The sequence below is a fragment of the Mesorhizobium sp. L2C084A000 genome, assembly GCF_000502875.1.
Lineage (GTDB): Bacteria > Pseudomonadota > Alphaproteobacteria > Rhizobiales > Rhizobiaceae > Mesorhizobium.
Genome location: NZ_AYWX01000002.1, coordinates 78,747 through 91,346, shown reverse-complemented (window position 1 = coordinate 91,346; position 12,600 = coordinate 78,747). Strand labels below are relative to the sequence as shown.

The 12,600-nt window shown below is 64.9% G+C and carries 11 protein-coding genes; 5 read left to right on the top strand and 6 right to left on the bottom strand.

The features are described from left to right. The first annotated feature begins 4 nt into the window (after positions 1-4). From X735_RS160755 to X735_RS160775, 5 genes are all read left to right on the top strand, one after another. Complete coding sequence (locus X735_RS160755) at positions 5-802, top strand: ABC transporter ATP-binding protein (protein WP_023809417.1); 798 nt, start codon at positions 5-7, stop codon at positions 800-802. Between the two features lie 4 nt (positions 803-806). Continuing rightward, entirely contained in the window at positions 807-3,257 is a 2,451-nt protein-coding gene (gene nirB, locus X735_RS160760) for a nitrite reductase large subunit NirB (RefSeq protein WP_023809416.1), read from the top strand. A gap of 62 nt (positions 3,258-3,319) precedes the next feature. Further along, the gene (gene nirD / locus X735_RS160765) at positions 3,320-3,649 is read left to right on the top strand and encodes a nitrite reductase small subunit NirD (protein WP_023809415.1); all 330 of its coding nucleotides are present in this window, start codon (positions 3,320-3,322) and stop codon (positions 3,647-3,649) included. Positions 3,650-3,653: 4 nt separating this feature from the next. Next, complete coding sequence (locus tag X735_RS160770; protein ID WP_023809414.1) at positions 3,654-6,530, top strand: nitrate reductase; 2,877 nt, start codon at positions 3,654-3,656, stop codon at positions 6,528-6,530. 99 nt (positions 6,531-6,629) lie between these two features. Then, positions 6,630-6,896 carry a BrnA antitoxin family protein gene (locus tag X735_RS160775; protein WP_023809413.1) on the top strand — a complete coding sequence of 89 codons (267 nt, stop codon included), beginning with the start codon at positions 6,630-6,632 and terminating at the stop codon, positions 6,894-6,896. A gap of 17 nt (positions 6,897-6,913) precedes the next feature. Here the strand turns inward: X735_RS160775 and X735_RS160780 are convergent, their stop codons facing one another. Genes X735_RS160780 through X735_RS160805 form a run of 6 tightly spaced genes read right to left on the bottom strand, consistent with a single transcriptional unit; the run spans position 6,914 to position 12,599 of the window. Then, complete coding sequence (locus X735_RS160780; protein ID WP_023809412.1) at positions 6,914-7,270, bottom strand: cupin domain-containing protein; 357 nt, start codon at positions 7,268-7,270, stop codon at positions 6,914-6,916. Positions 7,271-7,279: 9 nt separating this feature from the next. Then, positions 7,280-8,662 (bottom strand): FAD-binding oxidoreductase, encoded by a 1,383-nt coding sequence (locus X735_RS160785; RefSeq protein ID WP_023809411.1) that lies wholly within the window; start codon positions 8,660-8,662, stop codon positions 7,280-7,282. A gap of 28 nt (positions 8,663-8,690) precedes the next feature. Beyond that, positions 8,691-9,800: an ABC transporter ATP-binding protein gene (locus X735_RS160790; RefSeq protein ID WP_023809410.1), complete on the bottom strand. Its 1,110-nt coding sequence runs from the start codon at positions 9,798-9,800 to the stop codon at positions 8,691-8,693. 1 nt (position 9,801) lies between these two features. After that, entirely contained in the window at positions 9,802-10,590 is a 789-nt protein-coding gene (locus X735_RS160795; RefSeq protein WP_023809409.1) for an ABC transporter permease, read from the bottom strand. Then, positions 10,587-11,495, bottom strand: a complete 909-nt coding sequence (locus X735_RS160800; RefSeq protein WP_023809408.1) for an ABC transporter permease — start codon at positions 11,493-11,495, stop codon at positions 10,587-10,589. The genes X735_RS160795 and X735_RS160800 overlap by 4 nt, the downstream gene beginning before the upstream one ends. A 24-nt stretch (positions 11,496-11,519) precedes the next feature. Then, positions 11,520-12,599 (bottom strand): extracellular solute-binding protein, encoded by a 1,080-nt coding sequence (locus X735_RS160805; protein ID WP_023809407.1) that lies wholly within the window; start codon positions 12,597-12,599, stop codon positions 11,520-11,522. Position 12,600 lies beyond the last annotated feature (1 nt).

The following is a 12,600-nucleotide window of genomic DNA, read 5'->3' as shown; positions in this document are numbered from 1 at the left end:
GGCGATGACGGCCTATCTGAAGCTCGACCATATCGACAAATCCTTCTCGCGTGGTGCCCAGGTCAGCGAGGTGTTGAAGGACATCAGGCTGACCATCGACAAGGGCGAATTCGTCTCCATCATCGGCCATTCCGGCTGCGGCAAGTCGACCCTGCTCAATCTGATCGCCGGGCTGACCAAGGTGTCCGCCGGCGCCGTGCTGCTCGAGGACAAGGAGGTCGACAGCCCCGGTCCCGAACGCGCCGTGGTGTTCCAGAACCACTCGCTGCTGCCGTGGCTGACCGTCTATGAAAACATCAACCTGGCGGTGTCGAAGGTTTTCGGTCGCTCGAAAAGCAAGGCCGAGCGGCATGACTGGATCATGCGCAATCTCGACCTCGTGCAGATGGCGCATGCCAAGGACAAGCGCCCGGCCGAGATATCGGGCGGCATGAAGCAGCGCGTCGGCATCGCCCGGGCGCTGGCCATGGAGCCGAAGATCCTGCTGCTCGACGAGCCGTTCGGCGCGCTCGACGCGCTGACGCGCGCGCATCTGCAGGACGCGGTGATGGACATCCATTCCAGGCTCGGCTCGACGACGATCATGATCACCCATGATGTCGACGAGGCGGTGCTGCTGTCCGACCGCATCGTCATGATGACCAATGGCCCGGCGGCAACCATCGGCGAAGTGCTTGCCGTGCCGCTGGCGCGGCCGCGCCGGCGCGTCGAACTCTCTTCCGACCGGACCTTCCTGCGCTGCCGCGAGGCGGTGCTGAAGTTCCTCTACGAACGCCACCGCTTCGTCGAAGCCGCGGAGTAGCACCATGAGCGAAAGACTTGTCATCATCGGCAATGGCATGGCCCCGGGGCGCATGCTGGAGCACCTGCTGGAACAGGCTCCGGGCCGCTACACCGTCACCATCTTCAACGCCGAGCCGCGCGTTAATTACGACCGCATCATGCTGTCGCCGGTGCTGTCGGGCGAGAAAGCCTATGAGGAGATCATCATCCACGGCGACGGCTGGTACATCGCCAACAACATCACCCTCTACAAGGGCCACAAGATCGTCGCCATCGACCGAGCGGCGAAGACCGTCACCTCCGATCATGGCGTCACCGAACCCTATGACAAGCTCGTCATCGCCACCGGCTCGGTGCCGTTCATCATTCCGGTGCCCGGCCATGACCTGCCGGGCGTGCTGACCTATCGCGATCTCGACGACGTGCAGGCGATGATGCTTGCCGCCCAGTCGCGGGCCAAGGCGGTGGTCATCGGCGGCGGCCTGCTCGGGCTGGAGGCGGCAGCAGGGCTGAACGCGCAAGGCATGGACGTCACCGTGCTGCATGTCATGCCGACGCTGATGGAGCGCCAGCTCGATCCCGCGGCCGGCTATCTCTTGCAGCGTGCGGTGGAACAGCGCGGCATCAAGGTCATCACCAAGGCCAACACACAGGCGATCACAGGCAACGGCAAGGTCGGGCAGGTGGAGCTCGCTGACGGCACCATTATCCCAGCAACGCTTGTGGTGATGGCCGTCGGCATCAGGCCGAATTCGGCGCTGGCGAAACAGGCCGGCATCGCCGTCAACAGGGGCATCGTCGTCGACGCCGGCATGCGCAGCAACGATCCCGACATCTACGCGCTCGGCGAATGTGCCGAGGTCAACGGCCAAGTCTACGGCCTCGTCGCACCGCTCTACGAGATGGCGCGCGTGACCGCCAGCCAGCTTGCCGGCGACGCGGCGGCGGCCTTCGTCCATATGGACACGCCGACCAAGCTCAAGGTCACCGGCATCGAGCTGTTCTCGCTCGGCGACTTCGCCGAGGGCGAGGATCGCCAGGAGATCGTGCTGCGCGACGCCGCCGCAGGCGTCTACAAGCGCCTGGTGCTGAAGGATGACCGCATCATCGGCACCGTGCTCTATGGCGAGACGGCTGACGGCGCCTGGTTCAACGACCTCAAGAAGAAGCAGACCGACATTTCCGAAATGCGCGACACGCTCATCTTCGGCCAGTCCTACCAGGGGGGTGCCCCGCTGGACCCTATGGCGGCCGTTGCAGCCTTGCCGGATGATGCGGAAATCTGCGGCTGCAACGGCGTTTGCAAGGGGAAGATCACCGGCGCGATCACGGCCAAGGGCCTGACCTCGCTTGACGACGTGCGCGCCCACACCAAGGCGTCGGCCTCCTGCGGCTCCTGCACCGGGCTGGTTGAAAAGCTGATGGTGCTGACCCTCGGCGACACGTACAACCCCGCCGCCGTGCAGCCGATGTGCTCCTGCACCACCCTCGGCCATGACGAGGTGCGCCGGCTGATCAAGGCCAAGAGCCTGAAGACCATTCCCGCCGTCATGCAGGAACTGGAATGGACGACCTCCTGCGGCTGCGCCAAATGCCGGCCGGCGCTCAACTACTACCTCGTCTGCGACTGGCCGGATGACTACGCCGACGATTACCAGTCGCGCTTCATCAACGAGCGCGTCCACGCCAACATCCAGAAGGATGGGACCTATTCGGTGGTGCCGCGCATGTGGGGTGGGGTGACCAATGCCGCCGAACTGCGCGCCATCGCCGACGTCGTCGACAAGTTCGAAATTCCGATGGTCAAGGTCACCGGCGGCCAGCGCATCGACATGCTCGGCATCCGCAAGGAGGACCTGCCGGCAGTGTGGGCCGATCTCGGTCAGGCCGGCTTCGTCTCCGGCCACGCCTATGCCAAGGGGTTGCGCACGGTGAAGACCTGCGTCGGCTCAGACTGGTGCCGGTTCGGCACGCAGGATTCTACGGGCTTCGGCGTCCGCATCGAAAAATTCATGTGGGGCTCGTGGACGCCGGCCAAGGTCAAGATGGCGGTGTCGGGCTGTCCGCGCAACTGCGCCGAGGCGACCTGCAAGGATGTCGGCGTGATCTGCGTCGACAGTGGTTATGAGATCCATTTTGCCGGGGCGGCCGGCCTCGACATCAAGGGCACCGAGGTGCTCGGCCTGGTCAGGACCGAGGACGAGGCGCTGGAGCATATCGTGGCGCTGACGCAGATGTATCGCGAGCAGGGCCGCTATCTCGAGCGCATCTACAAATGGGCCAAGCGCATCGGCATCCCCGAGATCAAGCGTCAGATCATGGACGATGGCGACAAGCGCAAGGCCTATTACGACCGTTTCGTCTTCAGCCAGAAATTCGCCCAGGTCGACCCGTGGTCGGAACGCGTTTCCGGCAAGGACAAGCACGAATTCCGGCCGATGGCCTCGGTCGGGTTTGCGCAGGCGGCGGAGTGAGCGTGTTCCCGAAAAGTGGAAACCGGTTTTCGGTCAAGAACACGCGCAAAGAGGAAATCTAGATGAACTGGGTAGCAATCGGCTCCATCTCCGACATCCCTCGCCGCGGCGCGCGCTGCGTCGCAACGCCCGAGGGAAAAATCGCCGTATTCCGCACCCTGGACGATCAGGTCTATGCCATCGACGACCATTGCCCGCACAGAGGCGGACCGCTCAGCCAGGGCATCGTGCACGGTGCGGCGGTGACCTGTCCCTTGCACAATTGGGTGATTTCGTTGGAGACGGGCAAGGCGCTCGGCGCCGACGAGGGCGCGGTGCGCACCATTCCGGTGCGGGTCGAAGGCGAGCGTCTGTTCATTGCGCTGGAAGCGCTGGCCAGCCGCGCGGCCTGAACCCATGGAGATCGACGAAGCGCGCGAGGTGAGGACCACCTGCCCCTATTGCGGGGTGGGCTGCGGCGTGCTGGCGAAGGCCACCGCGGACGGGCAGGTGTCCGTCCGCGGCGACCCCGACCACCCGGCCAATTTCGGCCGGCTCTGCTCCAAGGGCTCGGCACTCGCCGAGACCATCGACCTCGACGGCAGGCTGCTGCATCCGGAGGTCCACGGCCGCCGCGCCGGCTGGGACGAGGCGCTCGACCTTGTCGCCTCGACCTTCTCGCAAACCATCGCCGAGCATGGCCCGGATGCGGTCGCCTTCTATGTTTCGGGCCAGTTGCTGACCGAGGACTATTACGTCGCCAACAAGCTGATGAAGGGTTTTGTCGGCTCGGCCAACATCGACACCAATTCGCGCCTGTGCATGGCCTCCTCGGTCGCCGGCCACCGCCGCGCTTTCGGCTCCGACACCGTGCCGGGAACCTATGAGGATCTGGAATTGGCCGACCTGATCGTGCTGGTCGGCTCCAATCTCGCCTGGTGCCATCCGGTGCTCTACCAGCGCATCGCGGCTGCCCGGGAAAAGCGGCCGGAGATGAAGATCGTCCTGGTCGATCCGCGGCGCACCATGACCGCTGACATCGCCGACATGCATCTGGCGATCGCGCCGGATGGCGACGTCGCTTTGTTCACCGGGCTGCTCGCTTATCTCGGCCAGCACAATGCGCTCGACCGCGCCTACATCACGACGCACACGACCGGCTTCGGGCAAGCGCTTTTCGCGGCCTCCGCGCTCGACCTGGCCGGCGTCGCTGCCGGCACGGGCCTGAGCGAGGACGAGCTTGGCCGTTTCTACAGCCTGTTTGCGGCAACGGCGAAAACGGTGACGGTTTACAGCCAGGGTGTGAACCAGTCGTCATCCGGCACCGACAAGGTCAACGCCATCATCAACTGCCATCTCGCCACCGGCCGCATCGGCAAACCCGGAGCAGGGCCGTTTTCGGTGACCGGCCAGCCCAACGCCATGGGCGGCCGCGAGGTCGGCGGCATGGCCAACATGCTCGCCGCGCATATGGAAATCGAAAACCCCGACCATCGCGACCGCGTGCAGCGCTTCTGGAACGCGCCGGCCATTGCCGGAAAGCCCGGCCTGAAGGCAGTCGAGATGTTCCAGGCGCTGGCCGACGGGCGGATCAAGGCGCTGTGGATCATGGCCACCAACCCGGTCGATTCGATGCCGGACGCCGATGCCGTCGAGGCGGCGATCAAGGCGTGCCCGTTCGTGGTGGTGTCGGACGTGCTGGCCCAGACCGACACCGTCCGCCACGCCCATGTCCGGCTGCCCGCCGCCGCCTGGGGCGAGAAGGATGGCACCGTCACCAATTCAGAGCGCCGTGTGTCGCGCCAGCGCGCGTTTTTGCCCGTGCCCGGCGAGGCAAGGCCCGACTGGCGGATTGTCGCTGAGGTCGGCAAGCGGATGGGGTTTGGCGAGGCGTTTTCCTATGCGACGCCAGGGGAGGTGTTTGCCGAGCATGCCGCGCTGTCAGGATTCGAGAATGATGGCGCGCGGGATTTCGATATTGGTGCTTATGCCGGGGTTGATGCGGAGGAGTATGAGGCGCTGGAGCCGTTCCAATGGCCGGCGCCGAGCCCAGCCACCCCCCTCTGGCCTGCCGGCCATCTCCCCCGCAAGGGGGGAGATCGGCTGCCACCACGGCCTTCGCCAATTACAAACAATGCAGGAGATATGCGAGCATCAAAGCTGCCAATCTCCCTCCTTGCGGGGGAGATGTCCGGCAGGACAGAGGGGGGTGCTCAAGCTCGACATCAGTCGGACGAGCATCTTCGGGCCGGGCAGAGGCTGGAAGGTAACACCACCCGCTTCTTCGCCGACGGCAATTTCTACACGCCCGACCGCAAAGCGCGCTTCATCGCCATCCGCCCCACCACGGAAGTCCGCACCAGCCCGGACTATCCGCTGATCCTCAATACCGGCCGTATCCGCGACCATTGGCACACCATGACGCGAACCGGCAAAAGCCCGCGTTTGTCGCAGCACATCGCCGAGCCCTTCGTAGAAATCCACCCGGCGGATGCGCAGCGCTTCGGCATCGGCGACGCCGACATCGCGCGGGTTTCCAGCCCGCGCGGCGACGTGCTGGTGCGCGCGCTGGTGACGGCGCGCCAGCGCCAGGGCAGCCTGTTTGCGCCGATGCACTGGACCGATCAGTTTGCGGCAAGGGGCCGGCTCGACACGCTGACCGCGCCGCTGACCGATCCCATTTCCGGCCAGCCGGCGCTGAAACATGTCGCCGCCCGCATCGAGAAATTCGCCGCAAAGGCCTTTGGCTTTGCGGTGACGCGGCGCAGGCCTGAGCCTGATACCGCGGCCTACTGGGCCGTGGCCAAATGCAAGGGCGGCTGGCGGGTCGAGCTTGCCTTTGCCGAAGACGACATCGATTGGGCTGGCTTTGCCGGGTCACTGTTCGGCGTGTCACCGGGTGCGGAAATGCTCGCCTATCATGACCGCGACGCCGGCCAGCATCGCATCGCCGCCTTCGACGGCGATCAACTGTCAGCCGCCTTGTTCGTCGCACCCGGCCCGGTCGCCGTGTCGCGCGGCTGGGCGGCGGAACAGTTGAGTGCCGATCATGTCGACCGGCGCGGCAGGTTGGCGATCGTAGCCGGACGACCGGGCGGGATCGACGTCGACCGCGGCGCCATCGTCTGCTCCTGTTTCGGCGTCGGCGCCAACCAGATCGCGGAAGCGGTGCGCGGCGGCTGCGGCAGCGTTGCGGCGATCGGCACGGCCCTGCATGCCGGCACGAATTGCGGCTCCTGCCGCGCCGAGATCAGGGTCATCATCGACGCGCAGAGTCTTCAAGCAGCCGAGTGATTGTCCCGACCAAAGGGGCCTGCGCGACGGCGCTGGTTGGGCTATGGTGGCGCAAGCGTGCCACGTCGTGCACGAATCGTCTTCAGTCAGGGTCATCCGATGGCAAATCCCCCGCGTCGACCGACAAATCCGATGACGGCCGCCGAGGCGGCTTTCAAGCCGGTGAAGAAGCCGGCCGCGCCGGTTCGTGAGCCCTCCGCCGCTCCAGGCGTCAGGGAGCTTGTTTCGATCCGGATCGATCGCGCCGTGCTGGACCACTTCCAGGAGGATGGGCCGGGCTGGCAGGACCGCATCAACGACGCCTTGCGGCAGGCGATAGAAGGCAAGCCTGTTGTTGCCGAGGATGATCGTTCAGACGACGAGTAGCGGCTGTTCCAGTCAGCTCACGCCTCGAAGTGCAGGATATAGAGCTTGCGCGTCTTCTCGTGGATCGTCCATTCGCCTTTCCAGCCTTTCGGCAGCACCAGCATTTCGCCCGGACCGACGTCCTCGCTGCGGCCATCGGGACCATGCAGCGAGACCCGACCTGACACGATGTGGCAGGTTTCGGAATTGCTCTCGCGCGATGCGGTGAAGCGGCCCGGCGTGCACTCCCAGACGCCGACTTCCAGTGTGCCGTCAGGCGAGGTCCACAGCGTCTTCGCTGCTTCGAGCTGATCGCCGCTGATCGAGGTCGGCTTGGGCTCAGGCTCGCCGAGGTCGATGGAAGCGAGATGGGCGAAGGTCTGGAAGTCGGTCATGGCGGTCTCTCAATGTCCTGTGATGCGGTCGGCGATTGCGGCCAGTTTCGACGTATGCTGGAGGCCGGCTTCCTCGCGCTCGTCGGCGACGCGATAGAGCTGATACATCGAGTGGACGCCGAGCCAGCGCATCGGCTCGGGCTCCCATTTGCTCACCTGGCGGTTGACCCAGGGCAGGCGGGTCAGTTCGGTGTCGCGGCGCAGGATAAGGTCGCGCAGCGTGCGGCCCGAAAGGTTGGAACTTGAGACGCCGAGCCCGACATAGCCGCCGGCCCAGCCGATGCCGGTTTCAGGGTCGAGGCCTGATGTCGTGCACCAGTCGCGCGGCACGCCCAGAACGCCGCACCAGGCGTGGTCGATGCGAAGCCCGGCTGTCTGCGGCAGAAGCCGGGTGAGGATCGCGTGCAGGCTTTCGATCGTGGCCTGCTGCGTCTGGCCGCGCACATCCGTTTGCGAGCCGTAACGATAGGGCACGCCGCGCCCGCCCATGGTGATGCGGCCTTCCCGGGTGCGCTGCGCATAGCAATAGGCGTGCGCGGCGTCACCGAGAAGCTCATGGCCCTCCCAGCCGATCTCGTCCCATAGCGATTGCGGCAGCGGCTCGGTGATGATCTGCGCGCTGTTGAGCGGCAGCCAGAGCCGCTCATTGCCTGATATGCCGGCCGTGAACCCTTCCGTGGCGCGGATGATGATCGGCGCGCGCACGGTGCCGCGGTTCGTCGTGACCTTGCCCTTCTCGATGCCGGTCACGGTGGTCTGCTCGTAGATCGGCACGCCAAGCCGCTCGACGGCTTCGGAGAGCCCACGCACCAGCTTGGCCGGCTGCACGCGCGCGGTGCCGTGGTGGACATAGCCGCCAAGCACATTTTTGATGTTGATGCGGGCCTTGGCCTCTGCCTGGCCAATCAGGCTGACGCGGTCCTGCGGCACGCTCCAGCCGATCGCATCGGCATAGGCGGCCTTGATCCGTTCGAGCTGCGGCGGGTTGGTGGCGACCGTCAGATTGTCGACGCGGCGGATGTCGGCATCGATGCCTTCGGCCTCGGTCACCGCGATCACTTCGTCGACCGTGCCATGCATGGCGGTTTCCATGTCGATGACGGCGCCGCGCGTCGAGGTCCGCAGATATTTCTCGCGCGACCAGCTGAAGCCGCCGGACAGCCAGCCGCCATTGCGGCCCGACGCGCCGAAGCCGGCGAACTCCCTTTCGACGATGGCGATGCGGATCGAAGGATCGGCCTTCTTCAGATAGTAAGCTGTCCACAAGCCGGTGTAGCCGGCGCCGACGATGCAGACATCGGCTTCGAGGTCACCCGGGAGCGGCGCGCGATAGGCCGGCAGCCCGATGTCGGCATACCAGAACGAGACGTTGCCGTTGACTTTGGCGTCCAGGTCTAAAAATCCTGCGGGGAAAGAGCGATCAGGTCATCGTCATGTCGGCGCGATCGTCGTCGGCAAGAAGTTTTGCATCGACTACCGACCAGCGCAGATCGACCGTGTCACCAATCGAGAACGGTGTGGCTTCCAGCGACGAGCGCACGATGGCGACCGAGCCATCGCGAAGCGTCACCTGGTATTTCGAACCCGACCCCAGATAGATCGCCTCGCTGACCTCACCGGTGAGGCTGTTCTGCCCGGCGGCGGGAGGCGTGTTGGTGCCGGCAAGCGAGAGCTTTTCCGGCCGCAGCAGGACCACCGGTTTGCCTCCGCCGGCAAGCTTGCCGTTGGCCACGATCTTCTGGCCGGCGATCGTCAGGCTGGTCTCGTTTCCTGACGTCTGGGCGGTGCCACGCAAACTGGTCGATTCGCCGATGAACTTGGCCACGAACAAGGTCGTCGGCTCGTCATAGAGCTGGCGGCCGGTTCCGACCTGTTCGATGCGCCCCTGGTTGAACACGGCGATGCGGTCGGACAGAACCAGCGCTTCTTCCTGGTCGTGCGTCACATAGACGAAGGTGGTGCCGAGTTCGCGGTGGATGCGCTTGATCTCCAGCTGCAGCCATTCGCGCAGTTTCTTGTCGAGCGCGCCGAGCGGTTCGTCCATCAACAGCAGCGGCGGATCGAAGACGATGGCGCGCGCCAGCGCCACGCGCTGCTGCTGGCCGCCGGAAAGCTCTGAGGGATAGCGATGCGCGAAATCGGCCATCTTGACCATGTCCAGCGCTCGCACGACGAGACGGTCGCGCGCCTGCTTGTCCATGCCGCGCAAGGTGAGGGGATAGGCGACGTTCTTGCCGACGGTCATGTGCGGAAACAGCGCGTAGTGCTGGAACACGACGCCGATGTTGCGCTTGTGCGCCGGCAGGGCGACGATGCTGTTGCCGCCGACGGCAAGATCGCCTGCGGTGAGGTCGGTGAAGCCCGCAACGACGTTGAGCGTGGTCGTCTTGCCCGAGCCGCTAGGCCCCAGCAGCGTCATGAACTCGCCGGGCTCGATATGCAGGCTGACATCGTCGAGCGCGGTGAAATTGCCGTAGCGCTTGGTTGCGCCCTTGATGTCGATGGCCGCGCCACGTTCCCTCGCAGTCATCTCAACTCCTCGTCGATTTCGAGCTGATGATCAGCCCGGCGCTGATGATCAGCGTCGTGGCAATGAAGATGATGGTTCCGACGGCCGTCACCGTCGGGTCGGCGTCGCGGGTGATGCTGGTGAAGATCTGCACCGGCAAGGTCTTGAGGTAGGGACTGGTGATGAACAGCGCGACGATGATTTCATCGAAGGAGGTGACGAAGGCAAACAAAAGCCCGGACAGGATACCGGGCGCGATCAGCGGCAAGGTCACGGTGCGGAATGTGGTGAAGCGGTTGGCGCCGAGGCTGGCCGCCGCCGTTTCCAGCCGCACGTCGAAGACTTCGAGGCTTGCCGATACGGCGATGATGACGAAGGGGATCGCCAGCATCGTGTGCGCGATGACGAAGCCGGTGGTGGTGCCGACAAGCTGGTAGTCGAGGTAAACGGCATAGATGCCGATCGCCAGCACCACGCCGGGCACGATCATCGGCGTGATCAGGATGGCGCGCAGCAGGCCGGCGCCGGAATGTTTCATGCGGCTGAGGCCAAGCGACGCCAGCGTGCCGATCAGCGTGGCGGCAACGGCGACGAGGCCCGCGACCCTGAGCGAATTGAAGAAGCTCGACAGCCAATCGGGATTGGTGAAGAAATTCGCGTACCACTGCCAGGAGAAGCCGGACGGCGGGAAAGCGAGCGACTTCTTCTCGTTGAACGACATCGGGATGATGACCAGCGTCGGCATCACCAGCCAGACGGCGACCAGCAGGCAGAACAGGCCGAGCAGAATGCGGAACGGCGTTTGTCTCATGATCTGGACGCCTGCTTGTGGCGCTGGCGCATCAGCGGTGCGGCGAGCGCCAGCAGCACGAAGGTCGCGACCAGCAGGACGACGCCCATGGCGCCGCCTCGGCCCCAGTTGAGCAGGCTGAGCACCTGGCTCTGCACCAGCGTCGACAGCATGGTGCTGCGCGGGCCGCCGAGCAGGGCCGGCGTGATGTAGAAGCCGAGCGACAGGATGAAGACGATGATGGCGCCGGCGAAGACGCCGGGCAGCGACAACGGCAGATAGATTTCCAGGAAGGCGCGTGCCGGGCGCGCACCAAGGCTGCGCGCCGCCTGCACGAGGCGCAAATCGATGCCGCGCATGACCGAATAGAGCGGCAGGATCATGAACGGCAGCAACACCTGCGCCATGCCGATGACGACTCCGGTCTGCGTGCGGATCAGCTTCACGCCGTCAAAGCCGAGCAGCCTGATCACCGAATTGATGATGCCGGAATCTTGCAGCAGGATGACCCAGGCCAAGGTGCGCACCACGCCGCTGACCCAGAACGGCACCAAAACGCACAAGATGAGGACGAGTCGCAGGCGCGGCTCGACGGCCGTCATGAGATAGGCGTAGGGGTAGGCCGCGATGACGCAGACGATGGTGACCCAGGCGGCGATGGAAAAGGTGCGCCACAGGACGGTGACGTTCACCGGCGTGGAGAAGAACCAGACGTAGTTCTGCAGGCCCCAGGCCGGGTCCGAAAAACTGCGCAGCGTGACGGTCAGCAAGGGATAGCCCATAGCCGCGATAAGCAGGAGCAGGGCCGGCATCGCCAGCAGGGACGGATAGGCGGCAAGGCGCAGGCGCCGCTGCGGCCCCTGCACGGCACCTGACGGCCGGGAATGATCACCCCCGGCCGTCGGCGTATGCGATGTCTGGCTCACGCCGTCACCTCAGTGATAGCCGGCTCAGTTGCCGGCCATCAGCGCCGTCCACTTGTCGGACGCGGCGGCGAAATTGGCGACCCAGAACTTGATGTTCTGCTGGTAGCCGAGCTTCGCGTGGTCCGGCGTGTTGGTCAGGAAGGCGGCGACGGATGCGTCGACCTTGGGCTGCGCCTCGTTGTTGATCGGCGAGTAGGACGTCTGCTCGGTCAGGATCTCCTGCGACTTCTTGCCGAGATAGGCGTTGATCAGCGCGTAGGAGGCATCGGTGTCCTTGGCGCCGACCGGGATGGTCAGCTGATCCATGACGACCAGCCAGTCCTTCCACACCGGCGTATAGGCAGCGCCATTCTTGACCGCCGTCATGGCGCGGCCAGTCCACATGATGATCATGTCGGCCTCGCCGGATTCGGCAAGCTGCTGGGATTCTGCGCCGGTCTTCCAGAAGATGGTGTCGGGGCCGATCGCCTTGATCTTGGCGATGCCCTTGTCGATATCGGCAGGCGTCATGGCGTCGACCTTGCCGCCGTCGGCCAGGATGGCCTGTTCGATCAGGCCGCCGAGCGGGCTGCCACTGCCGTCGATGGCACGGGTGCCGGGGAATTTCGCGGTGTCGAAGAAATCCTTCCAGTCCTTTGGCGGATTGTCCTTGTACGTGTCGTTCTTGTACATCAGGACCATGCCGTAGTTCATCGCCGGCACGCTGCATTCGCCGACCTGTCCGGGCGGGATGTGCGAGATGTCGAGCTTGGTCAGATCGAGTTTCTGGAACAGTTTTCCGCAATGCACGAAGGGCGGAAAATCGTCTGTGTCGACGACATCCCAGGTCACATTGCCTGATTCGACCTGCGCCTGAAGCTTGGCGATTTCGGTCGGTCCGTCGTTCAAAAGCTTGACGCCGCTCTTGTCGACGAATTCCTTGAGCGCGGCAACCTGGCCGTCCTGGTAGATGCCGCCATAGGAGACGAAGGTCAGCGTCTTGCCCTTCAACGAGCCGTCGACCACGGTTCCGGCCGGCGGCGCGTTCTGCGCGTGAGCGGCGGCTGCGAGCAAGGCCAGTGCGGCGGCGCCGACAAATCCGGCCAATCTTGATCTGCTTCCCATT